The organism is Streptomyces griseocarneus (assembly GCF_014655595.1).
GTDB lineage: Bacteria > Actinomycetota > Actinomycetes > Streptomycetales > Streptomycetaceae > Streptomyces > Streptomyces griseocarneus.
This window is the reverse complement of the sequence record NZ_BNBL01000001.1, coordinates 1198660-1225401: the sequence shown is the minus strand read 5'-3', so window position 1 is coordinate 1225401 and position 26742 is coordinate 1198660. Positions and strand designations below refer to the sequence as shown.

Genomic DNA, 26742 nt, shown 5'->3' with positions numbered 1-26742 from the left:
CAAGGAAGCCGGGTCATCGAGCGGGTCATACACGGCCGGCTCCTTCGGTCGTCGCGGTGGGCTTGTCCAGGCTGACCGCCCCAGTGACCGGAGCAGGGGCGGCGAGAAGCTTCTTGAGGTCCTTGTCGCGGAAGGTGAGCCGCATACGAACCTTGATCGGCGGCAGATTCGAGTACTGGGCGATGGCCGTGAAGTCGGGCAACTGCTGAAGAGAGTGAATGGGGGCGAGGTCGGTCTCGGTGAGCGAGGTGTTCGTGGAGTACTCGCCACGTGAGCGGCTGACGGAGGTGCGCAGGGTTTCGGTACGCCCGTAGAGGCCGGAGAAGTAGCGCAGGGTCTCGAGGTCTCCGCAGCCGGGCAGCAGCATGCGCAGGCCGGAGGCGGAGAGCACGGTGTTGGCCTTTTGGGTGCCGAGGCTTTCGCGTAGCTGGGAGAGGTCGTGCCAGACGGTGAGGATGTCGATGCCCATGCCGCGGCCGGTGGTCAGGATGTTGGGCAGGCGGGGGTAACGGAGCATGTTGCCGGCCTCGTCGACCATGACGCCGAGGGAGGGGTCGAGTGGCTGGCCGGTGGTGTTGTAGCGGACTTCGGCGCCGTGGATGATCGAGGCGATGATCGAGGTCAGCAGCGGTGCGAACCGCTCGGCGTCCGCCTCGCTCGCGATGAGGCAGACGGTGCCGTTCTGATCCAGGAGCTCCTCGACGGTGAAGTCGGTGCCGGAGCAGGTCTCGCGGACCTCCTCGTCGGCGTAGACGCGGGCCAGGACGTTGAGGCTGAACTGGATCGAGCCGATGCCGTCCTCGTGCAGGCGCAGCCACGGGGAGGCGTAATCGTCGGCGACGTCGGTGTAGCCGTGCTGGAGGAGCACGGCGCGGACGTGGTCCACGGCGTCCTTGCCCAGGCCGAGCCAGCGGCGCATGCCGTTGATGCCGCCGCCGGACAGGTAGGAGGCGAGCAGGACGCCCTTGAGGACGTTCTTGGCCTGGTCGATCCAGGGCGCGGCGCGCTTGTCCTCGCTGGAGGAGGCGGCTTCGGCCATCCACGCGGCCATGCGGTCAGCAGCCTTGGCGTCGGTGCAGTAGTCCACCGGCGACCACTTCTGGGTGGATCGGCCGGGGATACCTGCGGGGGCGATAACCCACACGGGCCCGAGCGCGCGGCGACGGGCGTAAATGATGTCCAGGTCAGCGGCCTTGGTGGTGGTCACCACCAGCGGCCCCTGCCACTCCGCCGCATTCGGCAGGACCAAACCGGTCGTCTTGCTGCTGCCGGGCACACCGAAGACCGTGGCGGAGATGTTCGGGCGGGAAGCCACGATCTTCTTGGTGGTCATGCCGCGGCCGGCCGTGATCTGGTTACGCCGCTTATGGGGCGCCTCCTCCACCATGAGCTTCCGCTCGACGCGGGCACCACCCCACTGCGCTCCCTCCTGCTTCGGGCGGCCCAAGCGCTTCCACAGCCACAGCGCGACCCAGGCGAGCACTGCCCACACCAGCACCGTCAGCGTCCAGAACAGCCATGACGGCGGACCTGGAGTCCAAGCCTGACCGGGCCCTTGGGCAACGGCGGTGATGACGGTGGTGGCCGGGTCCGCGGCCGCTGTCGCCCAGCTACGGCCGGACAGCAGCGCGGCTGCCGGCCCGGTGACCAGGGTGCAGGCCGCCATCCCGATACCGCCCAACAGCAGGCTCGGGCCCAGCAGACCCCCACTGCTGGCCGACTTCCCGCCCCCGCTCATACCGTCATCCGCTCGTCCGTGTGGAACAGCTTCTTCTCCAGTGCCGTCAGGTGCAGCTGCACCGGGTGCGAGCCGGCCTTGCCCACCTTCCACAGCGCCCGGCCGGCATGAGCCTTGCCCCAGGAGCTGATCAGGTCGTACTCGGCATCGGTCAGCCCGACGGCTTCCTGGATCGCCTGGAGAGGGCGGGAGTCCTGGGCCAGCTGGATACGCGTCTCACAGCTGCTGATCATGTCCTTGGCAATGGCAACCGCCTCCGAGTCCGCGGAGCCGACCGACTCGAAGTCGGTGAGGCGGTGCGTGGCGAGGACCTGAATCGTGCCGTCGGCACGCGACAGCCGCAGGTCACTGTCGATCTTCCGAACCATGGAGGAACCGCCGGAACGCATCGCCCGCCACAACTCGTCACGGACCACCAGCCGGGGCGGCCCGGGGGTGTCAATCGCCGCCTGCGCCCAGGAGCTGACGCAGGTGAGAATCATGGAGACGATGTCGTCGCCGTAGTCCTTCATGCGGGAGATGTCCACGCACTGGATCGGGGCGGAGAAGTCCAGTTCGCTGGAGGTCTCGGCGTCGAACAGGCCTCCGAGGTGGCCGTTGACCATGGCGCCCAGGGCGGCCCGGATGGACCGCGTGAGTTCCCGGGTGGTCTGGATGTCTTCGTCGCGGACTCTCAGTTCGTAGGCCATCGCCTTGCTCGGGTCCTTCAGCGCGGCGTGGACGGCCGGCAAGGTCGGCGGCGTGAGCTTGGTGTTCCCGGCGAGCTCTCCGGTGACCTCCCGGATCGCCGCCGAGACGGCCTCTTCCTCCTCTGCCAGCAGAGTCCGGCGCAGTTGCAGTTCCAGCAGAGCCTTGAGCAGGGACAGCCGGCGCCGGTGAATTTCGGTGAGCCGTGTCAGGAACACGGCCCGGTCCTTGACCTCGTCCAGGCCCTGTCCCAGCGGGCCCGCGTCCAGGGGGTTCAGCCGGCCGCTCATGCCCGGGCCCAGGAGCAGGGGCTCGTAGCCGAGGTAGCGGCACAGCTCGCCGTACTCACCCTTCACGTCCCCGGCGATCAGGGTGTGGGTGCCGAACGCCATGAGGCGCAGGCACAGCGCCTTGATGTGTGCGGACTTACCGGAGCCGGGGATGCCGGTAATCATGACGTTCGGGTTGGTGACCAGGCCCTCCGCCACCCACACGCTGGGGTGCGCGGAGAACGCGCGCATGCTCAGCACGTTCCAGCCGATGTACGCGCCAACAGGCGGCAGGCTGCTCGCGTGCAGGAACGGGTACAGACCCGAGACCTGGGAGGTATCGGCGCGGTGTACCTCGGGCGCCGCCTCGTTGGCGGCCCGGCCGGCGTAGGCCGCGTTCACACCACGTCGCGGCGGTACGAAGCCGATGCCCTCACGGGCCTTCTTCTTCGCCTTGGGTGCGGGGGCCGGACGCAGACGCCCCTCCCCCAGCAGGTGCTCGAACCCCTGCGACGGCAGAGACGTTTCGTCCTCACGATCGCGGGTGCGGGAGAACAGCGCCATCAGATCACCGCCCTACGCGCGGGCAGGCCCTGCCCGAGCGGCAGCGCCGCCGCCGCGAAACCGGCATCCTGCGCGTACCACATGCGGCGCAACTCCAGACCGGCAGCGGCGCCGTCCTGCTGCAGCTCGGCACAGGCGGTCTCCAGCTCTTCGGGGTCGGTGACGGTGACGGTCACCAGACCGGTGAAGCGCACGATGCCGTGCCCGGAGGCACGCGCCATGTCCTGCTCAATCGCCCGGGCCATATCGGCCCGTTCGTCCATCGACTCGATCCTGCCCGTCTTCGCCCGCAGCCGGCGTGCCACGTCCCTCTTCGTGCGCTCCTTCGACAGCTCAGCGCGGGCCCGGCGCGGACCGAGTGGCTCGTACGCCAGCGTCAGCGACCGGCGTGCGGTGGGCCGCGGCCGCAGCAGGGACTGCAGACAGGTGGCGTAAACGGCCGAGGCAGGCCAGCTGCGGACCTGGTACGTCACGGAGATGGCACCGTCGTGCTGGTAACTGCCGCGCGCGGCCCGGGCGGCGGCCGGCCCCGCGAGTTCGGGGTCCGCACCCGGCTCTACGCCTTCCCAGGTGCGCTGGGCGGCGGCGTTGTTGCGCATCGCCAGCTCGCTGACCGCATCCGGGTCGAAGCCCTCGCGGACGACCTGGGCGAGCTCCCGGGGAGTCAACCGCCGGATGACGGTGAGGTCGGCAGCCGCCAGCGCCGAGTACATGGCGGTGATCTCGCGGACCAGAACCGCACACGCCCCGAGTCGTCCGCCGCCCGCGCCCTTGATCGCCAGGCGTGCGCGGGAGGCGGACAGCGTGATGGTCAGATAGGTGGCGCGGGTGTTGGCCACGGTTCCGCCCTGCGCGGCGAGCTCCTCCACTACGGCCACCGCCGCTCGCGGAGCCGACGGGTCGGTGTGCGCGGCAGTCCACGACTGCAGGGCGGTGCCGTCGTCGGGCAGCGATCGCTCATGCACGGCGACCCGGATGATCGGGCCGTCCTCCACGCACTGGGTCCGCAGGAAGGTGCCCCATGCGGCCACGCGGCGGTTGATCTGGTCGGTGTCCTCCAGAGCCAGACCCGGGTAGCGGATCTCCATCACCGCGCTGTAGGTGTTCTCCAGCGGGTCATAGACCACAGCAAGTTCTTCCTGGCCGCCGGTGGGGGCGGAGAGGATCCGCAGCCGGGCCAGGACGCCGGGCAGGTCCATGGGCTGCTGGTCGTCCGAACGACGACGCGGGGCGAACACCCCGGAGAGGAACACGTCCTTGCCTCCTGCGACATTGATCTGGTGACGGATCGCCAGTACGGCCCACTCGTCGGCGGTCATTCCATAGATGCGGACCGTGGCGAGCGTGAAGAGAACGACCGCCACCGGCACGGCGATCAGCTCGCCGGACAGATCCTGGGCATAGATGGGGATCAGGATGGACAAAGCGGCCGCGCCCACCAGCAGACACCCGGTCAGCGACAGCGAGCCCATGAAGCCGGCCCGCTCGGACTGCCAGCCCGCATAGACCAGCGGTCGTTCCTGGCTCACTGTGTCCCCCCAACCTGATCAGAACCCTGCGCGGGGGCCGGCGGCGGCATCAGCGGCGCACGGGTCGCGGTGACCTTTGACGTGGCCGATGGCTCCCCACTTGAGGCCACCGCGGTCGGCGCATCCCCACGCTCCGGCGGAACCGCCATGGGCGGAGCCGATCCCGAACCGTCTTGCGGCGCAGCCCCCGACGACGGCAGTCCAGCGGCAGCACCGCCGGTGGCGGCGGGCGGCGCCGGAGGCGGCGGGGAAGCCCCGGCACCGCCGTCGTCGCCATGCGGAGACCCCGCGCCTGATCCGCCCGTGCCGGGTGGAAGGACAACCTGTCCGCCCATGTCCTTGCCGGGACCGAGATCGGCGTGAGCAGCCATGGCCTCCATGCCTCCCTCCGCGAGCTCCTTGCCTGCCTTGGCGACCTGCATCGCCATGCCGGCCGCCCCCAGCACACCCATCGAAGCGGCTCTGCCGCCCTGGGCCCGGCCTGCGGCTCCGCCTTGCGCGACAGCGCCGTCGTTCTCCGCCTCCACCGCACGCGTAAAGTCCCTGCCGCCGCCGATGGCACCGGCTCCGGCCGGAGAGCCGCCCCCTGAACCGAACATGGACGCGGCGGCGCCTCCCGCCGCGCTCAACAGGCCGGAGGCCAGACTTCCCCCGGAACCCACGCTGGTGAACGTCATGAATTTGGCGATCGACGGCCACGCCACGGCGGCCAGGAAAAGCGTCAGCAACCCGGTCAGGAAGTCGTTCAAGTTCTTGGAACTGCCGGTCGCACTGAACCCGACCAGGAAGATCAGCACGATCACCGGTTTCATCACGATCAGTGCGATCAAGGCGTTCCGGGCCTTGGGCCACCACTCCTTGGTCGCCTCCATGATGCCGCCCGCCGAAACGATCGGCATGCAGGCCACCAGCACCTGAATCGCCGCTGCCCGCAGCAGCATCTCGCCCCACAGCACCAGCGTCACCAAGGCCGCGAGAATCCCGAGCAACAGCACGAGCGCGGAGTTCGTGGACGAGTCGAAGAGGAAGGCCTTGTCCATGGTCTCCTTGAACGCCTTCTCGCCGCCTCCGTCCCGGTACTGGTCGATCATCCACTTACTGGCCGCATTCGTCGCCCCGAGCGCGGCCTGCGTGACCGCCAGAGAAGCCAGAGTGACAACAGCCCACTTGGCCAGGCCTGTGATAGCCGTGGCCGCTGCGCGCCCCTCCCCGCTCAGGCCGACTTTTGCGAACTGCCCGATCAGCAGGAACAGGGCCACCAGCGAGGAAATCGCCCAGGTGATGCTGTAGACATCGAGCAGGTATTCACTCTTCCTGAGATCGACCGTCGATACCACCAGGAAGGCATCAGTCAGGTCGTGAAGAATGCCCGTTGCGGCCTTCCCGAACCTACCTGCTACAGCGTCAAATGCGGCGGTCGCCAAAGTTCCAGCGGGGTCTTTGGCAACCTCCGCGGCCTTGTTAACCCCGTCGGAGACCTTGTCTGCTTCCTTGCAGACCTTGGCGTAGGGTCCGGTGCCGCAGCTCTCGGCCCATTTCATCTTCAGCCATGCGAGGTAGTCCTTACAAGCCTTCTCGCCAGCCTTCGGGTGGTCAGCCTGGCACTGTTCATCAACGAAATCCTGGCAGGCTTTTTGCTTATACCTGTCCCCGACGGCGCAGTCTTTGAGTGTCTTCAGAGGGCTGGGGCTAGCTGATGCCGAGGGGCTCGGGGGGGTAGGGTCGGCTGCTGCCGAAGAAGCCGGAATGAGGGACAGAGGCAGGCTCAAGAAGAACGCGACGACTAGGGCAAGGAATCTATTTCTCGTAGGCAAGGCTTCGCCACCCTTCCTGTGCCGCGTTCTGGCTGTTCGGGGTGACATTTTTGGGAGCGTTGTCTGGCAGGCCGTCCAAAGTGCGCAGGCTCATCTTCCAGTCGCCATCCGTCCATACCAGGACCACGCCGCGCACCTGTGTGGTAGACCTTGCGACTCCTCGCACTGATGTCTGGCAATCCATCAGAATCCATACAGTGACGCTGTCTGCGGTGGAGTTGGCGACGTGGTAGGCCCGTGACTGCGTGGTGATGAAGTTGGCGTTATCGGACTCCCCGTCCGCCGGAAGCCCCTCATTAGTCCTTGCTGTCTGCGCTGATTGGACCATATACGTTTCCAGCATCATCCGGTGATTGGGAGCTGCCATAACTCTGGCTTGTTGCTCTGCAGCCTTGGGATTGAAGAGGTCCAGGACGTCGCCGTAGTGAGCGGCAGCCGAGATGGCCCCTTCCAGCGTGTGGGGGTAGCCGACCGGTACACCGTCTTTCACGTCCTTGGGCTTGGGTAGCACCGTCGGGACGTTCGATCCCCCAGTCTGTGCCTGGGTAGAAGCTGAAGCAGTCGGGCCAGCAGTGGGCTTGTCTGTTTTGCGCGAATCATCGGGACTGAGGACGAGGAACGTCGTGGCGCCGCCGACTACAAGGGCTCCGGCGATGAGAAGTGCCAGACGGCGGCGGGCCGAGCGACGGCCTTCGTCGAGAGCGACGAAGGACATCAGCTCAGCCCTGCCCAAGGTTGAAGAATGCCTTGACCATGCCAAACACCGTTCCGACGCCCGCGGCGGCGATGAGTGACCAGAGGATGGACTTCTTACCTCGTGCGGCCATGTCGGGGCGCTCGGAGTTGTAGCCCACCGCCAGCAGCGCGCAGCCGAAGAGGAAGCCCAGCACGGCGGCGATGAGAGCTCCGGTCAGGGACCAGCCGATGAGGGTGTCGGTGCTGGTTCCGAGGTTTCCCGGCAGGTCCTTCGGCTTTTTGGGCGTGAGCGGATCGCCGTCAGCGAGGGTGATCAGCGACGTGTGCGAGGCCACGGTACGTGGTTCCTTCCGTGTAGGCGGCGGGGACGGCGGCATGCGGGAGCGTCTGGCCCCAGGACGCATGCGCCGATGACAGGGCGGCCTCCGCCAGCTCGCGCCCGGCCGCCAGGGTTCGGGGCTTGAGGCGAGCTGCGTTGCTGAGGCCGTGTGAGCGGATCCGCTCGTCGTACGGCACGTGGATGATCGCGCCGACCTTGGGCTGGAGCATGGTGGCGCCGGCCTTGACCGGAGCGGGCAGTCGTCCATCACCAATGGCCACGAGAGCCACCACGATGCGTGCGAGCGGAAGGCCTGCCGCCTCGGCCGCCAGCACGGCGGTCTGCAACTCAGCGATTCCGTCGCCGGTGGCAGCGGCGCACAGCACGGGGACGGCGCACGGCAGGGAGCACCAGCGGGCGCTGAGCCCGGCGATTCCGGTGTGGTGGGCGGTCATGACGTCGTGGGTGAACGGGTGTGGGGTGTCGATGACGACGGCCTGCCAGCCGCCGATGGCGGCGAGCTGCTCCCATGCTTCAGGTTCATCGGGCAGTACCAGCGGCGGTGCGTGCCATGGCAGGTGATCGGTCAGCACCTGCCACGCGGCTAGGCCGCCGGAGGAGGCGGCTGTCGCGGCGGCGGCGCGTGCCTGGCTTCGGCTGGCGGGCTGGTCGGGCGGGAGGGCGGCGAGGCCTCCCGTCGTACCCGGCGTCCACCTGGGCCAGGGGGACGTCAAGCGGGGGGCGAGGTCGAGGAGGACCGTTTCGCCGCTGGCGGCGAAGGCGTCTGCCAGCAGCCCGGCGACTACGGAGCGACCACTACCACCAATCGCCCCCATAACGGGCATCAGAAACCGGGAGTGCGGTATGAGTTCCTCGAGCCGAGATACCGCCTTGGCCATCTAAGACCCGCCCCCCAGTGCGCCTTGTCGTCGCGCACTCACTGCACGTTGATCAAAGGGCATGTTTAGCAAGAGGCCTGGGGGTCTGTCCATGTCGGTTGCTGATCGCTGGTGACTGCTGTGGTTTCACCAATGACTTGCTACGGTTCGTGATCAGTCACGGAGCGACACGAACGGACGGGAGGTCACTGATGGCACCTACTGGCCCCGATGACCGCAGGACCCCCCAAGAGGAGACCGAGCGGTCGGATACGGCAGGCTCGTCGCAGGCTTGGCCGGAAGTTCTCACAGCCAAAGAGACCGCGGAGTATTTACGGCTGGACTACCAGCTGGTGATGCGGATGACCCGCGCAGGCCTCCTGCCGTCGCTCAAGGCAGGTCGTACATGGCGCTACCACCGGCGGGCACTGGAGCAGGCGATGGGGGTCGAAGCACATCAGTAGCCGGGGGGCAACGCAAAGGAGGAAGCAGAGCAACGGGGGGACTGAGTGGCGAAGAAAGTGCTGATAGGCGCGGGGGCGGGGTGCGCTTCGCTCTTCGTGCTCATAGCCGGGGTGACCATCCAGACCAGCACCTCGGGCGAGGCCTCCGCCAATCCCAACACCGGGGCCATCGGCGGCGGCCTGAAGGCGGGCTCCGTACCACCCCAGTACGCGCCGTGGATCGAGAAGGCCGCCGGCGCCTGTCCCGGGCTGCCCGCCGCGGTCCTCGCCGCCCAGCTCGAAGCCGAGAGCAACTTCAACCCCAACGCGCGCTCCGGCGCCGATGCCCACGGCATCGCCCAGTTCATCCCGAGCACCTGGCAAAGCTACGCCGTCGACGCCAACGGCAACGGCACCGCCGACCCCTACGACCCGCCTGACGCGATCACCGCACAGGGCAAGTACATGTGTGACTTGCTCAAAGACGCGAAAAAGTCCGGCTACCCAGGCGACCCCATTGAACTGGCCCTGGCCGGATACAACGCCGGGTGGGGAGCAGTGCAGCGGTTCAAAGGCGTTCCTCCGCCGTCGTTCGCCAACGGGCAAACCTCGAGCTACGTGCAGGCCATCATGGCCAGCGCCAAAAAGTACACCGCGCCCGCCGGACCGAGCGGACCGGTGGAGCTGCCGGCCGGCTTCTCCATACCGGCCAGCGCTCCCCAGCAGGTACGCTCCGCCGTCGCCTGGGCCCTCTACCAAAAGGGCGGCTGGTACCACCTCGGCGGTGACTGCACCAACGCCCTCGGCTCGGACCCCGCCCACTGGTGCGACTGCTCCTCCCTCATGCAGCAGGCCTACCGAGCCGCCGGAGTAACGATCAGCCGCACCACCTACACGCAGGTCAACGAAGGCCAGGAAGTCAGCATGGACGCACCGATGGCCGGCGACCTGGTCTTCACGCCCGGCTCGGACGGCTCCGCATCCTCCCCCGGCCACGTCGGGATGTACATCGGCAGCGGCCTGGTCATCGAGGCACCCCGCACGGGCGTGCAAACCCGCATCATCCCCTACAGCAGCTGGCGCAACAGCAGCAGCCCCATCACCCGCGTCGTCGCCGTCCGCCGCATCGTTCCCCAGTAGGCCCGGAGCATCATGAGCCCTGACCACACTCTGTACGCCCCATGGGGCGTCGTGACGCCCCACTTCTGGCAACAGACCAACGCAACGACCGGGCTGGCAGCACCGGCTGCCGTAACTCCGCTACCAGAGGCAAAATCGCAGGGGGAGATTCCCGCGCCGCCTGCGGAGTACCAGCAGCGCATCACGGCGGTCACCGCCGCATTCGCGCCGCCCGTCGACGCGCAGCGCCTCGCCTCGGCGAACCTCGAGGCAGAGAAGCTGGATGAGGAGTTCACCGCCTTGTACGGAGCCTCGCACTCCTACACGGTCCAAGTTCGGGAGCTGCGCGGGTGGATCGCTCACCTGATGGACCAGCCGGCAGTGGCCGCCCGCTGGTACCTGCACACCACCGGCCTGCAGATGCAGGTGTGGGGCGCCGCGCACGAGATCACCCGGGCCTCGGCAGATCGGGCAGTGCAGCACTGGAGGGGCGTCACCGACTCGGCTGAGCGGCGTTCACTTGCCACCGAGCTGCTGCCTATGCTCGCCACCATCACCGGCGACCACAGCGAGGTATACCAAACCGTACGGAGGGCCGCAGCCCCCAGCTCGGTTGGCTAGACCCTGGCTCCCAGGGGGAACGGTCGCGGCCTCTACAACGATTCGCTGCTCCAGCGCTCGCTGCTCACCTCCGCCTGCGCGGAGTTCACTTCGAATCGTGGAGCGCCTGAGCCATCTCGCCCGGCTCACCTCCGCCCGCGCAGAGCTCACGGCCGGGCCGCCGTCGACAACTGGCGCCGCCGCGGCTCACCTCTGCCTGCGCGGAGCTCACATTTACTCGGGCTGGCAGTCCGAGCGTCAGGGCGGCTCACCTCCGCCTGCGCGGAGAGCACCGTGGGGCCCCGACACGGGCCACCACCTGCACTGGCTCACCTCCGCCTGCGCGGAGAGCACTCGTACAGGTCCTCGGTCATGGTCTGCTGTGCTAGCTCACCCCCGCCTGCGCGGAGAGCACGTCGGCGAGCCAGTTCCCCGCCCGCGCGACGGCGACTCACCTCCGCCTGCGCGGAGAGCACTGCTCACGCGCCCTCGCGTACTTGGCGTCGTTCGACTCACCTCCGCCTGCGCGGAGAGCACTCTTCGCGACCTGCAACGTTGTCATGCCTTTGCTGTTTCTTGACACAAGGCTCGGAGCGGAACACTTCTCCATTGAACACGACGATCACCCGTTCAGAACACGGCGGCATTCTCCACGGTCTCGCCCGCCGCTCCGAGGGAATCACGGGGCCTCGGGGTAGAACTTGAGCAGGGTGCTGCATGCCCGGGCCAGAGCAAGGGTGTGGCCAGCAGCGGCCTTCGGGTCGGTGCTGGACAGACGAGTGATCACTTTCATCGCACGACCGAGGGCGCTCAGTCGAACTGTGCGGAAGGTATCACCGGCGCCGGGGCGAGATCCCCAGTGGTGAAGCGGGTTTGAAGGTGCTGGTAGATTCGCGGTATTCCTCGCGCAGCACATCCACCTGTTGCCCCACCCTCCGACTGAAGATCGTTTCCAGCGAGTCAGATTATCTGGCCGCGGCGGCGCCAGATTTCGCGGTAGTCGTCTTCGGTGATCCGGTCGTTCAGGACGGCGCCGGAGATCACCTCTGCGGTGTTGTCCTGGTGGTCGGGCATGGTGTGCGCGAGGTCCCACTCGCGCTCTTCGAGCTCCCATGCGGCCACGGTTGCGAGCATCTCCTCCCGGCCGATCCTGCCGGCCGCATAGTCATCGAGGTAGGCGCGCAGTGACGGCTTCGCCACGGGTGTCCCTTCGGTCTGTAGGCCGCGGCTCTGGGCGCCGTGGCCTGCATGGATACGGTGAGCATACGTACGTGCCGCGCTGGTCTGCGCCAGGGTGCATTGGCGGTCGGTGTCGCGCGCGGGGTGCCGGCCAGCCGTGCTGGTGTAGCGGGTGTGCGGGTTCATCAGCTCTCCTTTGCTCCGTCCTGGTGCTGGGACCAGCACTAACAACGGCTAACACAATGAGGTGGATGGGTCCTGGTGGCCGTGTCCGGAGTGGGAGTTGAGCGTTCGCTCCGGTGTGGGGACGTCGCCGTGGATCGTGTCGGATGAGCTATGGGATCGCCTGGAGCCGCTGCTGCCGCAGCGCGAGCGGCGCTTTCGTTATCCGGGCCGCAGGCCGTTGCCGGACCGGGAGGTGCTGTGCGGGATCCTGTACGTGCTGCACACCGGCATCCAGTGGGAATACCTACCGAGGGAGCTTGGTTTCGGCTCGGGCATGACGTGCTGGCGCCGACTGCGGGACTGGAACGAGGCCGGCGTCTGGCAGAGGCTGCACGAGGTCCTGCTCGCTGAGCTCAACGCCGCATCACGGCTGGACTGGTCGCGCTGCGTGGTCGATTCCTCCCACGTCAGGGCCCTAAAAGGGGGCAGCACACGGGCCCGTCGCCGGTCGACCGGGGCCGGGCCGGTTCCAAGCACCATCTCATCACCGACGGCCACGGCACCCCGCTCGCCGTCCTGCTGACCAGGCGGCAACCGAAACGACGTCACCCAGTTCCTGCCGCTGCTGGACGCAATCCCGCTGGTCCGGGGACGCGTCGGCCGTCCCCGCCGTAGACCCGACTCACTCTTCGCCGACCGCGGCTACGACCACGACATCTACCGCGGCCAGGTCCGCACTCGAGGCATCGTGCCGGCCATCGCCCGTCGCGGCACCCGGCACGGGACCGGACTGGGCACTTACCGGTGGGTGGTGGAACGGACCTTCGCCTGGCTGCACGGCTTCCGCAGACTCCGCATCCGCTGGGAACGATGTGCCGACATCCACGAAGCGTTCCTCCGCCTTGCCTGCTGCCTCATCACCCACAGACAGATCAACTCATTGTGTTAGGCGTTGTGAACCTGTAGTGAGACTCTGGGAGGAAAGGGAGGGAAATGAGTGATCCAGGAGCGACAACCGCTTGCAGCACACCCGTGTTGGCATTCGACGGGGACTGTGGCTTCTGCCAGACGGCGATCGACCGGATCTCTGCTTCCGCTCGGCCAGCCATGAAGGCTGTCCCCTGGCAGTCACTGCCGGAGGAGACCCTCAGGCAGTACCAAGACCGGCTCGACAGGGAAGTCTTACTGTTTCTGGACGGGCAGGTACTGGCCAGCGGAGCTGAGGCGCTGGCCGCGTTCGTCGGGAACTCGCCCGCCCGCAGATATCGGCTCGCAGGGGCTGTCGTCCGCCTGCCAATCCTTCGTATCGGCGCCCGCGTCATCTACCGATGGGTTGCACGCAACCGGTATCGCATGCCATCCGGAACCGCGGCATGCGCTGTGCCGAGGAGACGTACATAAGGGCCCCACCTGCGTCACGGATCCCACATGACCAGTCCGGCTCGGGCATCCCGCCCGCATCGGATCCGCCACGAACGAAGGACCCCAACCGTGTCCCGGACGCCAACATGTGTCCTCAGCAGCGACGCTCCACCCCGTGCCATTCACGGTCACAGCCCGGATCTCTTCGTCGAGATCGGCTCGCTCACCAAGGTCCTCACCGGTACCGCTCTCATGCGCATGGCGGAGGCCGGTGTGGTCGCCACCAGTGACCCGGTGGAGCGCTGGCTCAAGGCATCGCCAGGAACCGGTGTCACCCTGCAGCATCTGGTGGACCACACCTCCGGGCTGCCCCGGCTGCCGCCGGGCCTGCCCCGTAGGGACCCGTACCGTTCCTTCGACGAGGATGCCCTGCGGGGGCTGCTGGGCCGCCTCGACCGGATCGTCGTCACACCGGCCGGTGAGGCCCAGGAGTACTCCAACCTCGGATACGCGGTGCTCGGCGCGGCACTGTCAGCCGCTGCGAAGCTGTCCTTCGAAGAGGTGATCCGCAAGCATGTCCTCGCGCCTCTGGGAATCTACGAGGTGACGGCCCATCCGCCTGCCGAACAGCAGTCGCACGCCACCGGGTTCCTGGGTCGCCGACGGGCCGTGTGGACCATGGACGGAGCGATCCTGCCTGCCGGCGGTATGTGGGCCACCCCTCGTGCCGCGGCTGACCTGCTCACCGGGCTGCTAGTCGACCGTAAGCTCGGCACTCCGGCTCCGACGTGGCAGACGACCGGCAAACTGACCTGGCACAACGGCGCAACCCGCAGCGCCTCCGTCTTTGCGGGCGTCATCCCCGGCGGCAGGTGGGTCCTGGTCCACCGACTGGGCGGATCTCCTGACGACACCGATCACATGGGCGTTCAGTTCCTCGCACGGCAGCGCAGCAACTGAACGCAGAGACCGCGGCGTAAGCCCAGCGCCCGCACGTGGTGCCGCTGTTGCCCAGCGCCGCCGGTCAGCCACACTCGTGAACGCCCCTGCGCGGAACTCTGCAACTCAGCCTGAGCAGCGCCCTGTCCGGCTGGCGCACACCCTCATGGCGCTCACCGTCGCCGTCGACCGCGAGGAGGCACGCGCTGCAACGGCAATGGGAGGACCTCGACGTCGACGTCCCCCTGAAGGTCATCGACTCCCCCTACCGCGAAATCACCCGCCCGGTCGTGGAGTACATCCGCTCCATCCACAGCACGAGCCCCCGGGACGTGGTCGGCGTCTTCATCCCGGAATACGTCGTCGGCCACTGGTGGGAACACCTGCTGCACAACGAGTCCGCCCTCTGGCTCAAGAGCCGCCTGCTCTTCACCCCCGGCGTCATGGTCACCAGCGTCCCCTTGCAGCTCACGTCCTCGGCCCGCGCCGACCACCCCGCCCGCCGCGCCCCGGGTTCCGTCCGACGCGGCGAACCAGCGCCACGACACCCGCATCCCGCCGCCAAGAACACGACAGAGGCCCGCTCGCGCGACTGACACGTCCGGACGCCGGAATCAGGCCCGGCCCAGTCGCGCCGGCCACCGCGCCGCGTCGTCAGAATCGCTCGGGGAACTTGACGGCGAGCACGAGGTAACCCACCAGCGCGGCGGCGACGAACAGTCCGACGACATGTCCTGCACTCATGACAACTCCCCCACCAGCATTGCTTCATCGCACGGTTCGCATCGCTCCGGGCTCATGCCGAAGCCCCACATGACGGCTATGGAAGCGCCCTCCAATCGGATCCGCCAGAAGCATTGACGCTTTCCCTACGCGCGGACGACACATCCGGTTGGCATACCTTTCGCCCGTCCAGCCCCGCCGTGTGCGACGAGGCCGGGCGGCCGCCCGTATCAGAGATCGGCGGAGGGCCACAGCGAGCACCCGTCGTGCGGCGGCCCGCTTCGAGCAGCCGTGCTCGGCTGGAGCAGCGGGTTGCGGCAGACCCTGCCGCCAGTGTCACGGGCGAGCCACTCGTAGATGTCTGTCAACCGTTGGGGGGATTGTGGGGGCCGGTTCAGTTCTGGTGGGTGATTTTGGGGTCGCGGTGGCCGAGCCATTCGGCCATGTCGGTGACGGGTACGCCGTTGGACAGGCCGGCGAAGGCGAAGAAGTGCCGGAGCCAGTGCGGGGTGATCTTCCTGGTGATGCCGGCGGCTTTCTTGGCGTTGCGCCAGAGCCGGTCGACGAGGGAGTACATGAGGATGTTGGTGCGTCCGACGTTGGAGAACAGGTAGTCCCCCGCGATCCGGTTCAGACCGTCCTCGACGCGGAACGTGCCGTGCCCCATCCGCGGAGCGGGTGCCGGAGGCAGGTGGCGACGGCGCTGACGGCCTGAGTCGGACGAGGTCCGCGGGGCGTACCGGACAAGCCGCCACTGCCCCCGCCAACTCCGGTGGACCATACAGGAATGGTCTCGCAGATCAGGTTTCGTGTGGAGTGTTCGTGGCGAAATACTTCAACCATGGGCTTATCACCGGTTGCCGGTCATCCTGCTGTCGCTGTCTTCCGAGAGCCCCGAGGCGGGCGGCCCGTGCCGGTGTTGGGCCCACGGGTCGATGCCGAGGCGAAGCGGACCGCGCTCGTGCTGGCCGCGGTGCCGACCCATGCCGGACCTGTCGAGCGCACCCTCGCGCTGCGGCAGGCTGCCACGGTCGCCGGTGAGCTGTCGGCCGCGCTGTCGGATCTGGCTCCGGCCGTGGTCGGTGAGGAACTGCCGGCGGAGTCGACCAGTCAGTCGTTCTTCCGGGTCCGTGAGCGGGAGCTGTCGGATCAGCAGGCCGCCCTGCACGGTGTCCTGGTCGTTCACCGCGGTCTGGAAGATCTGTGTGATGCTCCGCTGTCGGGTTCCGACCTGGCGCTGGAGGTGACCGCGATGCGGCAGTCGGTGCTCGATCTCACCGGCGCGGCGCCGGGCTCAGACCATGACTCTGTCCCGCCGGTGGCCGTCCCCGAGGCCGGTGCGGGATCGTCGTCGGAGAGTGTGTGGAGTGCTCGGTGGCTCATCGGTCACCAGGTCCATGTCCTGTTCAACGTGTGCGCTGCGGTCGCCGTGGCCGACGCCACCCGCTCTCTGCGGCTCGGCGACGACGATGCCGCGCTGCTGCGGCTGGCCGATGCGACGGTGTACGTGCGTGGATTCCCGGCGGCGATGGCCCACGCCAGTACGATCCCGGCCGACTACTACATGGCGGCGATACGCCACACCATGGCGCCTCCGTCGGTGGACATCCCGCTGAGCGGGCGCCAGCATCGCGGATACAAGCTGTTCCGGGCGGCGATGAAGGACCTGCTGGCCGTGCTTCCCGACTCCTACGAGCGGTTGGCGGCCCGCACCCCGGAGCTGGCCGAAGCACGGGGTGCTCTCCTGGAAGCCGACATCGTGGACGGTGAACGGCACGTCACCCTCGCGTACTCGATGGTGCATCTGCGTCGTTCCATCGCTCAGAGACCCGAAGGCCCCGACAACGCGGTCGCCGAACTACGGCTCATGCGCCATCGTCGCGCAGCCCAGTACGCCTCGCTGATCCGATTCGGGGACCACTACATCGCCGACGCCGTGGCCGGCCTGCGCCACTCGTGAGTCCGCGCGTCCGCCGCCCACGCCCCCGGCAGGAGACCCCGATGCCCGAGACGACGACCGACACCGCCCGAAGCACCGTCCTCGCCGCGGACCGGGAACTGGATCCGGCCGATGCCGGCACGTGCGAGCGGCTGGCCCGCGCCCTGTGCACCCGCGGACACGACCAGGTCGACAACCCCGAGTGGGTGGCCCGGGCCCGGGACGCCTGGGAAGACCTTCCGCTACTGCTGCGCCGTGAGGTGCGCCGGTTCCGAAGGCATTCCGGCCCTCACGGCACCTTGGTGATCCGCGGCCTGCCCGTCGATCAGGCGGCCCTGCCCGGGACACCGACCGTACCCGGCTCGGTCCAGCGCCAGGCCACGATCCCGGCAGCGGTGCTCACCATGGTGGCCTGCGGGCTCGGCGAGCCCCTCGCCTACCTGGCCGAGAAATCCGGCGCCCTCGTGCAGGACGTCGTGCCAGTCCCCGGGCAGGAGACCTTCCACGGCAACGCCGGATCAGTGCCGCTGTCCTTCCACACCGAGAACGGCTTCCACCCCCACCCACCCGACTATGTGATCTTCCTGTGCCTGCGCGCCGACCACGACCGGATCGCCGGCATGCGTATCGCCGGCATCCGCCAAGCACTGCCGCTCCTCACCCCGGCCGACCGCCAGGCCCTGTTCGCGCCGGAGTTCATCACCACACCACCACCCTCCTTCGGCCCCGGCCCTGCCGCAGGTGAGCCTGGTGTCGAGCCCCGACCGGTGCTGTCGGGAGCAGTGGAGGATCCCGACATACGCATGGCCCAACTCGTCACCACCCCGCTCACCCCTCGGGCCGCGGCGGCGCTGACCGAATTCGGCCGCGCCTGCGAGGCGACCGCCCGCACTCTGCGCCTGACACCCGGCGACCTGGTCGTCATCGACAACCGCGTCACCGTCCACGGCCGCACCGCCTTCCACCCTCGATACGACGGAGCAGACCGCTGGCTGCAACGCACGTACGTCACCACCGACCTGCGCCGCTCCCGTGACCACCGCCCCCACGACGGCCACATACTCGCCCGCTGACCAGCAACATCTTCACCGCCGCCGTATCGCCGAGGAGAACGACGCTTCGGCCGCCACGCAAACAGGACCGCCATGTGAGGGCGCCGGCATCCTCCTGTGACTCAGCGGACCGGACAAGGGCGTCGAGGTGTACCCCGTCGGCAGAAGTGGTCGAGGAATCGGCGATGGGGCCGGACTCGGCGAGCGCGGCCGGTATGGGAGGTGGTGGCGCCGGGTAGGGCGGCATCATGCCCGACATCCCCCTGGCCGGAGTGGCGCTGCGAAGGGTGCTGACGATCGTCGACCGGACGGCGGAGGCGGCGACGGAGTTGGCGACAGCCCTTCGGATCCGCCCGGATGACGCCGCGATGTGCACCGCGCCAACACCGCTCGGCGTCGATGCGCGGGCGTTCGCGCCTGCGGAGTTCGAGGCTGTGGCCCGCCATCTGGAACCGCTGGACCAGCTGATCGCGGCCGTCCCGCCAAGCGCCGACGGAATGCGGTGGCGCTACCTGGACGAAGTCGTCCTGTTCCGCTGCGAGCAGGAGGTGCCCGTGCCGTTCGATGAGTTCACCACATCCCTCGACATCAGCCAGGTGATCGGTCTGACCAGCGGCTACCTCGGCGGCCGTACGGATGTCCGGGCACGCGACGAGGCCGGAAGGCCGATTCGGCAGGTCGAACGCAGCATCAGCCGGGCCCAGCCCGCCTATCTCGCGCTGTCCGGCGCCGATGTACTCGACGTCTGCAAGCTGGAAACCATCGACTACGGCCCCGACGAGCAGTTGCTGCGCTGGCGGCAGGTCCACAGCGCGAACGGCTCCGCGCTCCAGGACGACGGCTCGGTGTCCTTCGCCCGGACCACGGACGGCACCGGAGTGACCATCTGCGCCTATCAGCAGTTCGCCCTCCCTCCGCTGTGGCAGGCGATCACCCCCGTCCTGTGGTCCGCAGTCCGGCGCGCCCTGGTGGAGGACGCCTACCGCAGGTCCTTCCACACCACCCTGAGCACCATCGCGGCACACGGGCGGGGCAACACAGTGCCGGTCGCGGGGACGGCCAGTGCCGCCTCCCCGCTCCGGGACACCGTCGCGCGCGTGGCCGAGCCGTTGACCCTTCTGGCCGGGTTGGCCCCGTGGAGGCCGACGCGGCCCGAGTCCACCGACAGTTCCGGCTTCCGCCACTTCAGGCCCGAGAGGCATCCCCGTTGACGCCGCCCGCCACTCCGCCGCACGAGTACCCGTACGCCTTCCACATCGCCCTCGACGGCAACGGGCTCAACGGGCTCGAAGGCCGGGCGGGCGTCTGCGTCTTCCGCTACGACCCCGCCACCGGCCGGTACGCGTACAAGATCGAGTACTACGACGGCATCGCCGGAGGCCACGCCGTCAGCGTCAGCCCGGATCACGCGCTCGGGTTCCTCGGCAACACCGGCCAGCACCTGCTCTTCTACGACACCGCCACGCTCGAGGAGACCGACCGCCTGTCCACCCTGCGGATCGAGCCCACCGACTCGTCCCTCAAAGGAACCACGCACATCGCCTGGCTGGGCGACCGGGACGCCGTCGGCGCGATCGGCGAGCACCTGTGGCGGTTCGACATCGACAAGCTCGGCCGTCCCGAGCGCCTGGGCCCACACGGCCTGAAGCTGCCCCACGCCATGAAGACCACGGCCTCCGGCCGTTACCTCGTCTACGGAGGCATGGACCACCCCGGCCGCGGCGAGGCCCGCGAGGCCGGCATCTTCGACCTGCACACCGGCAGGACCCAGCGCGTCGACCTACCCGCCACCTGCTGGCACGTGGCGGTCCATCCTCGCGAGGACCGGTTCTACGCCCTCTCCTTCCGCGTCCTGCCCCAGGAAGGCCACGACTGGCACGAATGGGCCATGGCCTACCTCAAGGAATACGTCTTCGAGATCGACGCCGAACACGGACAGGTCCTACGCCACTGGGCGGCCCCCCGTGAGACCCCGGCACACATCAACTCGGACGTATGCGTCTCCGACCGTGAACTGATCTACTGCAACGGCGGCAGCGGCACCATCGTCATGATCGACCTGGACGACTTCTCCACCCACCGCATCATCGACGAGCGCCCCGGCCTGCCCGAGCAACTGCTCGCCGGCCGACAGGCACTGCACCAGGTGACCGACGCCTTCACCCGCGGCTCGCCGGCCGCGAGCAGCAGGCACTTCCTCGCCGCCCTGCGGGTCTCGCGCGGAACCCTGCTCGATTCGGTGTACGCCTGCCAGCTCTCCGCCGACCAGACCCTGCTGTTCACCGCCAACCGAGGGCTCAACACCATCACCGTCTACGACTATCCGGCCAACACGGTCCGGCAGCGGGTGCGCATGCCGCAGCTGCGGCAGTATGTCGACGGCCTCTCCTGGAGGCACGACCCGCGTCTTGGCTTCCACCACAGCACGCTGATCTCTCCTCCGTGAACGCGAATTCACGACCCAGGCCGGTAGCTCCCCGACATGGGGCCCACGCATCTGAACTACCGGACCGCTCGTGGAACGGTCTACCACGGCCCGCATTGCGCCGTGCTGTCCGCGCTCGGGCTCGGCATCTTCGTCTACGGGGTACTCCGCTCGGACGAATGCGGCTGGTTCCAGCCGGGGCGGCAAGTCACTTTGCAACCACCCTGTATTTACGTGGAGTTGAGTGAGACACTGCCGGGCATGTTTTTCTCATTCGCCCGAAGAAGCCGGTTTTCCATGCCCGCCTCAGGGGCCTCGGGGAACGGGTTACGCCGCCTGGGTGCACTGCTCGCCGCCGGTCTGCTCGCCCTCGGCCTACTGGTCGCAGGCGGCGGCCCCGCGGCCGCCGCCCCGCCGGACACGCACCGCATGGCCACCTGGAACATGCAGGTCGGCACCACCCGCTGGGACGGGGTACGCACCCTGGCGCGTACCTTCGACGTGGTGGCGCTCCAGGAGGTGCCCAACAGACCGCCGGCCGGAGCCGTCCAGGACGGACAGACAGGCAACGTCACCTCGTACCTGTGGCCGATCGGCGGTGGCTCCTACCGTTACCTCTACATCCTGCGCCAGCGGTCACGGAACCTGGGCATCGTCACCTCGTGGGTGCCCAACCGCGTGCAGGAGATCGGTGGCGCCTACCGCTCCGCCCTGGCCGTGACGAACACGGGCGACAACATCATGTTCGCCTCCGTCCACGCCGCCTCCAACGGCGGCAGGCCCAACGACGCCGCCTACCTGGTACGCCGCGTCTCCGACACCGCCTTCCAGCAGAATGTCGGCAACTGGGCGGTGCTGGGCGACTACAACCGCGCCCCGGGCGACCTCCAGTCCGACCGGTACATGCCCGGCAACGGCCTGATCTACAACGGAGGCCAGGCCACCCAGCAGAACGGCAACGAACTGGACTACATGGTCTCCAACGTCGACACCGACAACTGGCAGGCGACGGTCAACCCCAACTACGGCAGCGACCACTGGCCCGTCGGATTCAGCGCCCTGCAGGCCGCGGCCGGGCCGCGGCAGTTCACCGTCCACGCCGACAACAGCGACCGCCTGCTCGACGTCTACCGCGGCAACACCGCCAACGGCACCCACGTGATCACCTACCACGCCAACGGCGCCGCCAACCAGCGCTGGACACTCCGCGCGGTCGGCCGCAACGGTGACTCCGGACAGCCGCTGTACAAGCTGGTCGGCGTCCGGAGCGGCAAGTGCCTCGACGTCAACCGTGGTCAGGCCAGCGGCGACGGCGACTGGCTGAACATCTGGGACTGCCACAACTGGGACGGCGCCCCGCTGCCTGGCGGCTACGCGCGCGACACCCAGAACTTCACCCTCGAACACCCCTCGCCGCGCTTCCCGAACCTCACCGTGCTGCGCGACAACGGCACCCACCGCTTCGCCAACATCCGCGGCAACGGCACCGGCGACGGCACCTGGGTCATTCAGTGGCCCTACCAGACCAACCCCAACGGCACCCCAGCCATCAACGAGACCTTCTACCTCCACCCCCAGTTCTGACCTCACGGGCGGGGAGTGCGGCACTCACCGCCTCCGCGCCGCGTCAAGATCTCGCTCGCCGAACGACGTCATGTGACGGACCGCAACGCTCCGGAAGGAGGGGGCATGCGTATGAGTCCGAAACGGAGGAACGTCGTTTTCGTCCACGGCGGCTTCGTGGACGGATCGGGCTGGCAAGGAGTCCACGAAGTCCTCAAGCGGGACGGGTACAACGTCAGCGTCGTACAGAACCCGACCCTGTCCCTCGAAGGGGACGTCGCCGCGACGCGGCAGGTGATCGACGCCCAGGACGGGCAGGTCGTCCTGGTGGGACACTCCTACGGCGGCGCCGTGATCTCCGAGGCGGGAAACCATCCCAAGGTCTCGGCGCTGGTCTACATCGCCGCATTCGCTCCTGACAAGGCACCGGTCCTCGATCGCCTCACTCCCAAGCGCGACATCACCCACGCGCACTTCCGCCCCGGCGAGCAGGTCGTCATCTTCAAGGGTGTCGCCGACGGCGATCTGTGGGGCGACGCCATGACGGTCGTCACCCCCTCATGGCACACCCCGACCGACGAGGACGGCTGGCGGCTGGCGGCTGGCGGCTGGCGGCTGGCGGCTGGCGGCTGGCGGCTGGCGGCTGCGCAACCCCAACGGCGGCCAGCGCACCTACATCACCGCCCATCCCCGCTACATGGCCCACCTCTCCCGGCGCTGCCCTGACTGTCTGATCTACCAGCGCGCCCTGAAGGAGATCCTGCTGCCCGCGTACCGGGAGGCGACCGGCATCGTCGACTGCGGCTGGTACACCGCGACCGCCCTCAACCAGCTGGTCCACATCGACGACGCCCGGCACGGCCGATGACCAAACGCACCGCTGTTCTCGAGCAGGTCCGCACCACCGCGGCCAAGGCCGCTGCTTCCGGCGACGCGTGGCCGGATATCCTGGCAGGAATCCGCCGAGGCGTGCGCCATCCTCGCCTGGCGGGCCCGCGCCACCCGCACGCTGGAGACTCCCGCCCTGGCCTGGTACGGCGACCGCCTGATCGCGATCGGCCGAGGCGGCGCCTGCCCTCCCTGACCTTGCCGCGCGAGTCGCTGGGCGCCGGCCTCGACGCGTCGGCGCCCAGCGATTTCGAGGCGCGGACCGGCGGTCGACGCCGCTGAGGAGAGCACCGGTCAGTGCCGGACAGCCCCGGATCCCGAACCGGACAGCACCAAGTCAGCACGGGAGTCGGCACCCGAGTGCCAGATCACCACAATCGCGACATTGCTCCGAACCGAATTCCTCAATCGAGTTGAGTGATCCGCAGGGCCCGCAGCACCCCCTCATGGACACTTCCCTCACGCCCCGCACCTGAAGTGTGGTTCCCCAGCACATAGGCCCACGGCCTGCACCTTCCTACGGTGTGGCGACGCAATGACGCGCCCCTCACCCACCCGAAAGTGACGCCATGACCACCCCCGCCCCACACGAGCCACAGCCCGCCACCCCCAACTCCCTCCCCCGCATCGTCGTAGCAAGCCTCATCGGCACGACCATCGAGTGGTACGACTTCTTCCTCTACGGTTCCGCCGCCGCGCTCGTGTTCAACAAGTTGTTCTTCCCCGGGTCCGATCCGCTCGTCGGCACGTTGCTGTCGTTTCTGACCTATGCCGTGGGGTTCGCCGCCCGGCCGCTGGGGGCGTTGGTGTTCGGGCATTACGGGGATCGGCTGGGGCGCAAGCGGCTGTTGGTGGTGAGTTTGCTGATGATGGGGGGTGCTACGTGTGCGATCGGGGTGCTGCCGACGCATGCCACGGCCGGTTCGCTCGCGCCCGTGTTGCTCACCGGGTTGCGGCTGGTGCAGGGGTTCGCTCTGGGGGGTGAGTGGGGTGGGGCGGTGTTGCTGGTGTCGGAGCATGGGGATGCGCGGCGGCGCGGGTTCTGGGCGTCGTGGCCGCAGACCGGGGCGCCTGCCGGGCAGTTGCTGGCGACGGGGGTGCTGTCGGGGCTGACGGCGACGCTGTCGGACGCGGAGTTCCTCGCGTGGGGCTGGCGGGTTCCGTTCCTGTTGTCGGGCGTGCTGTTGGTGGTGGGGTTGTGGATCCGGCTGTCCGTGGACGAGTCGCCGGTGTTCAAGGCCGCGCTGGCCCGGGCCGCGTCGCAGGCGCCGGCGCGCGGGGCGGCCGCCGCCGAGCGGATGCCGCTCGTGGCGGTGCTGCGGGACCAGTGGCGGGACGTGCTGGTGGCCATGGGCGCGCGCATGGCGGAGAACATCAGCTATTACGTCATCACCGCCTTCGTCCTCGTCTACGCGACCGGGCACACGCAGCTGTCGAAACAGACGGCCCTCAACGCCGTTCTGATCGGTTCGGCCGCGCACTTCGCCGTCATCCCCGCCTGGGGTGCCCTGTCGGACCGGATCGGCCGGCGGCCCGTGTACCTGCTGGGTGCGGCGGGGGTGGGGGCTTGGGCGTTCCCATTCTTCGCGCTCGTCGACACCGGGTCGTTCGGGGCGCTGGTCGCCGCGGTGACGGTGGGGCTGGTGTTTCACGGTGCCATGTACGCGCCCCAGGCCGCCTTCTTCTCCGAGATGTTCACGACCCGGGTGCGGTATTCGGGCGCGTCGATCGGCGCCCAGTTCTCGTCCGTGGCCGCCGGTGCGCCCGCTCCGCTCGTCGCCACCGCGCTGCTCGCCGAGCACGGCAGCGCGACCCCGGTGGCCCTGTACGTGATGGCCGCCGCCGTCCTCACCCTCGTGGCCGTCGGCTGTGCCCGGGAGACGCGGCACCGCGACCTGTCGGACGAGGCACATGGGGCCGACGGGAGGGCGGAGCCCTCATTCGCTCCCGAGCGCGGGTGAGAGGTGGTGCAGGCGCAGGGCGAGCTGGATCTCCAGGGCGCGGGCGGGCGTGTGCCAGTCCGCGCCGAGGAGGCGGGCGACGCGCTCCAGCCGCTGGGAGACCGTGTTGACGTGCACGTGCAGCGCCTCCTTGGTGCGTACCGGGCTCATGCCGCAGCCGAAGTAGGCGTCGAGGGTGCGGACGAGCGCGGTGCCGCGCCGGGTGTCGTAGTCGATGACCGGCCCTAACGTACGGGTGACGAACTCCCCGGCCTGGGCGCCGCCGTCGGTCCCGGCGAGCAGCAGGCCCAGGAAGCCGAAGTCGTCGGCCGCCGCGCCCTCGCCCCCGCGGCCGAGCGCGTGCAGCACGTCCAGGCAGCGGCGTGCCTCGGCGTAGGCGGTGGCGACGTCGCCGGGGCGGGCGGCGGGCGCGGCCACGGGCCGGGAGGCGCCGACGGTGACGGGGGTGTGGACCGCTTCCTCGAGGCGGCGGGCGGTGTTGCGGGCCGTCGCGCCGGGGGCGTCGTGCGGCCCGTGCGGCAGGAGGAGCGCGGCGCCGCCGTCCCGGGCGACGGCGAGCCCGTGGCCGGTGGCGGCCAGGTGGGAGGCGGCGGCCCACAGGCGTTGCCGGTCGCCGGGGGCGTCGGCGGCGTCGTCCGCGATGCGGGCGGCGAGCACGACGTGGGGCGCGTCGAGGTCCGCGCGAAGGCGGGCGGCCCGCTTGCGCAGGAGGCGGGGGGCGCGGTCGGGGGCGTCGAGCAGGTCGTCCAGGAGTTCGCCGCGTACGCGCTGTTCGGCCTCGCCCGCAGAGCGCCGGGCCAGTTGCAGGAGTGAAGTGACCATGGCGGCGCGCTCCAGGGCACGCCGGTCGACGGGGTCGAGACCGGGGCGCTCGTGGAGCCGGATGGCGCCCAGCGGTTCGTCGCCGGCGGACACGGCGGCGACCCAGTCGTCGCCGTGGCGGACGGCGCGGCCTTCGGTGCGGGAGCGTTCGACGGCGGTCAGTGGTTCCGTCCCGGGGTCCAGGAACTCGGCGCGGCCGCCGAGGACTTCGGCGATGGTGGCGGTGACGTCGTGGACTCCGCCGCCGCGCAGGACGAGTTCGGTCAGCCGGTCGTGGACGTCGGCGGCGCGCTCGACGGCGGCGCTGCGATCGCGAACGATCTCGTTGGCGGCCTCGAGCTCGGCCAGGGCCGAGCGGGTCTCCGCCAGGAGGTTGGCGGTGTCGATGGCGACGGCGGCGTGGGCGGCGAAGGAGGCGAGCAGGGCGATCTGCCGCCGGTCGAAGACGCGGGAGCGCCGGTCGGCGGCGAAGAGGACCCCGATGACGCCGCTGCCGAGCCGCAGCGGGACGCCGAGGATCGCGACGAGTCCCTCGTCGCGCACTCCCGCGTCGATGATTCTGGTGTGCCGGAAGCGCGGGTCGTCCAGGTAGGCGTCGGTGGCGTACGGGCGTGCCGTCTGCGCGACGAGCCCGCCGAGCCCCTCCCCCATGCCCAGCCGCAGTTCCTGGAACCGGGCGGAGACCGAGCCGTCCGTGACGCGCATGTACGTGTCCCCGGCGGCCGGGTCGTTGAGGGTGAGGTACGCGGCGTCGGTGCCCAGCAGCGCGCGGGCGCGCCGCACGATGGCCTGGAGCACCGCGTCGATGTCGCGCAGGCCCGCCAGGTCGTGGGCGGTGGCGAAGAGGGCGGCCAGTTCGGCCTCGCGCCGTCTGCGGTCCTCGAGTTCGGCGCGTACGCGCAGGGCGAGGAGCTTGGCCCGTTCCACGGCGGCGAGCCGGTCCGGGCCCGCGCCGTCGGCGCGGACGCGCAGGACGGGCCGTTCGTAGGCGTCGGCGGGCGCGCCGCTCGCGAGGAGTTCGAGGTAGGCGGCGAAGGGGCTGTCGGTGGGGTCGTCGGACATGGCGCC

25 protein-coding genes and 1 pseudogene are annotated in these 26742 nt (G+C 69.1%); 15 read left to right on the top strand and 11 right to left on the bottom strand.

Going from position 1 to position 26742, the window contains the following annotated elements; translation table 11 throughout:
* Positions 1–25: 25 nt before the first annotated feature.
* The 7 genes from IE295_RS04995 to IE295_RS04965 form a co-directional block, all read right to left on the bottom strand.
* Entirely contained in the window at positions 26–1738 is a 1713-nt protein-coding gene (locus IE295_RS04995; RefSeq protein WP_190062165.1) for a type IV secretory system conjugative DNA transfer family protein, read from the bottom strand.
* Positions 1735–3258, bottom strand: a complete 1524-nt coding sequence (locus IE295_RS04990) for a putative type IV secretion/conjugal transfer ATPase (RefSeq protein WP_190062164.1) — start codon at positions 3256–3258, stop codon at positions 1735–1737. The genes IE295_RS04995 and IE295_RS04990 overlap by 4 nt, the downstream gene beginning before the upstream one ends.
* A complete protein-coding gene (locus IE295_RS04985; RefSeq protein WP_190062163.1) occupies positions 3258–4787 on the bottom strand; it encodes an SCO6880 family protein in 1530 nt (509 codons plus the stop codon). The genes IE295_RS04990 and IE295_RS04985 overlap by 1 nt, the downstream gene beginning before the upstream one ends.
* Entirely contained in the window at positions 4784–6328 is a 1545-nt protein-coding gene (locus tag IE295_RS04980; RefSeq protein WP_190062162.1) for a hypothetical protein, read from the bottom strand. The genes IE295_RS04985 and IE295_RS04980 overlap by 4 nt, the downstream gene beginning before the upstream one ends.
* A gap of 256 nt (positions 6329–6584) precedes the next feature.
* Positions 6585–7316 (bottom strand): DUF8175 domain-containg protein, encoded by a 732-nt coding sequence (locus IE295_RS04975; RefSeq protein WP_190062161.1) that lies wholly within the window; start codon positions 7314–7316, stop codon positions 6585–6587.
* 4 nt (positions 7317–7320) lie between these two features.
* Positions 7321–7632, bottom strand: a complete 312-nt coding sequence (locus IE295_RS04970; protein WP_190062160.1) for a hypothetical protein — start codon at positions 7630–7632, stop codon at positions 7321–7323.
* Entirely contained in the window at positions 7598–8452 is an 855-nt protein-coding gene (locus IE295_RS04965) for a hypothetical protein (protein ID WP_190062159.1), read from the bottom strand. Before IE295_RS04965 ends, IE295_RS04970 begins: the two co-directional genes overlap by 35 nt.
* A gap of 254 nt (positions 8453–8706) precedes the next feature.
* Between IE295_RS04965 and IE295_RS34375 the strand changes: the two genes are divergently transcribed.
* The 3 genes from IE295_RS34375 to IE295_RS04950 are packed head-to-tail and all read left to right on the top strand — an operon-like array spanning position 8707 to position 10677.
* The gene (locus IE295_RS34375; protein ID WP_190062158.1) at positions 8707–8958 is read left to right on the top strand and encodes a helix-turn-helix domain-containing protein; all 252 of its coding nucleotides are present in this window, start codon (positions 8707–8709) and stop codon (positions 8956–8958) included.
* Positions 8959–9003: 45 nt separating this feature from the next.
* Positions 9004–10077 carry a C40 family peptidase gene (locus tag IE295_RS04955; RefSeq protein WP_224323372.1) on the top strand — a complete coding sequence of 358 codons (1074 nt, stop codon included), beginning with the start codon at positions 9004–9006 and terminating at the stop codon, positions 10075–10077.
* Positions 10078–10128: 51 nt separating this feature from the next.
* Positions 10129–10677 (top strand): hypothetical protein, encoded by a 549-nt coding sequence (locus IE295_RS04950; RefSeq protein WP_190062157.1) that lies wholly within the window; start codon positions 10129–10131, stop codon positions 10675–10677.
* 939 nt (positions 10678–11616) lie between these two features.
* On the opposite strand, the gene IE295_RS04945 is transcribed toward IE295_RS04950, so the two are convergent.
* A complete protein-coding gene (locus tag IE295_RS04945) occupies positions 11617–12021 on the bottom strand; it encodes a hypothetical protein (RefSeq protein ID WP_190062156.1) in 405 nt (134 codons plus the stop codon).
* A gap of 115 nt (positions 12022–12136) precedes the next feature.
* On the opposite strand from IE295_RS04945, the pseudogene IE295_RS04940 reads away from it, so the two are divergent.
* The 4 genes and pseudogenes from IE295_RS04940 to IE295_RS34660 all read left to right on the top strand — a co-directional run bounded on the left by IE295_RS04940 (position 12137) and on the right by IE295_RS34660 (position 14897).
* A pseudogene (locus tag IE295_RS04940) lies at positions 12137–12949 on the top strand (IS5 family transposase).
* A 44-nt stretch (positions 12950–12993) separates the two neighbouring features.
* Complete coding sequence (locus IE295_RS04935; protein WP_190062155.1) at positions 12994–13401, top strand: thiol-disulfide oxidoreductase DCC family protein; 408 nt, start codon at positions 12994–12996, stop codon at positions 13399–13401.
* 90 nt (positions 13402–13491) lie between these two features.
* Positions 13492–14322 (top strand): serine hydrolase domain-containing protein, encoded by an 831-nt coding sequence (locus IE295_RS04930; protein WP_224323382.1) that lies wholly within the window; start codon positions 13492–13494, stop codon positions 14320–14322.
* Between the two features lie 86 nt (positions 14323–14408).
* Positions 14409–14897, top strand: coding sequence for a hypothetical protein (locus IE295_RS34660; protein ID WP_506005288.1), 489 nt, complete (start codon positions 14409–14411; stop codon positions 14895–14897).
* A 58-nt stretch (positions 14898–14955) separates the two neighbouring features.
* On the opposite strand, the gene IE295_RS04920 is transcribed toward IE295_RS34660, so the two are convergent.
* Entirely contained in the window at positions 14956–15045 is a 90-nt protein-coding gene (locus tag IE295_RS04920; RefSeq protein WP_190062153.1) for a potassium-transporting ATPase subunit F, read from the bottom strand.
* A 373-nt stretch (positions 15046–15418) separates the two neighbouring features.
* Positions 15419–15691, bottom strand: coding sequence for a tyrosine-type recombinase/integrase (locus IE295_RS04915; RefSeq protein WP_190062152.1), 273 nt, complete (start codon positions 15689–15691; stop codon positions 15419–15421).
* Between the two features lie 243 nt (positions 15692–15934).
* Here IE295_RS04915 and IE295_RS04910 point away from each other — a divergent pair, with 243 nt between their 5' ends.
* The 8 genes from IE295_RS04910 to IE295_RS04875 all read left to right on the top strand — a co-directional run bounded on the left by IE295_RS04910 (position 15935) and on the right by IE295_RS04875 (position 24852).
* Positions 15935–16984, top strand: coding sequence for a 3-methyl-L-tyrosine peroxygenase-related protein (locus tag IE295_RS04910; protein WP_224323373.1), 1050 nt, complete (start codon positions 15935–15937; stop codon positions 16982–16984).
* A gap of 41 nt (positions 16985–17025) precedes the next feature.
* Complete coding sequence (locus IE295_RS04905) at positions 17026–18036, top strand: TauD/TfdA family dioxygenase (protein ID WP_190062150.1); 1011 nt, start codon at positions 17026–17028, stop codon at positions 18034–18036.
* 227 nt (positions 18037–18263) lie between these two features.
* Positions 18264–19226, top strand: coding sequence for a hypothetical protein (locus IE295_RS04900; protein WP_190062149.1), 963 nt, complete (start codon positions 18264–18266; stop codon positions 19224–19226).
* Positions 19223–20461: a lactonase family protein gene (locus IE295_RS04895; protein ID WP_190062148.1), complete on the top strand. Its 1239-nt coding sequence runs from the start codon at positions 19223–19225 to the stop codon at positions 20459–20461. Before IE295_RS04900 ends, IE295_RS04895 begins: the two co-directional genes overlap by 4 nt.
* A 276-nt stretch (positions 20462–20737) precedes the next feature.
* Complete coding sequence (locus tag IE295_RS04890; RefSeq protein ID WP_190062147.1) at positions 20738–22024, top strand: RICIN domain-containing protein; 1287 nt, start codon at positions 20738–20740, stop codon at positions 22022–22024.
* 111 nt (positions 22025–22135) lie between these two features.
* Entirely contained in the window at positions 22136–22729 is a 594-nt protein-coding gene (locus IE295_RS33280) for an alpha/beta fold hydrolase (RefSeq protein ID WP_372479300.1), read from the top strand.
* Entirely contained in the window at positions 22701–22871 is a 171-nt protein-coding gene (locus tag IE295_RS33275; protein WP_224323375.1) for a hypothetical protein, read from the top strand. Before IE295_RS33280 ends, IE295_RS33275 begins: the two co-directional genes overlap by 29 nt.
* 589 nt (positions 22872–23460) lie before the next feature.
* Entirely contained in the window at positions 23461–24852 is a 1392-nt protein-coding gene (locus IE295_RS04875; protein WP_190062146.1) for an MFS transporter, read from the top strand.
* Here the strand turns inward: IE295_RS04875 and IE295_RS04870 are convergent.
* On the bottom strand, positions 24829–26736 hold the full coding sequence (locus IE295_RS04870) for a helix-turn-helix domain-containing protein (protein ID WP_190062145.1): 1908 nt from the start codon (positions 26734–26736) through the stop codon (positions 24829–24831). The two genes, IE295_RS04875 and IE295_RS04870, sit on opposite strands and share 24 nt — an antisense overlap.
* Positions 26737–26742: the final 6 nt, after the last annotated feature.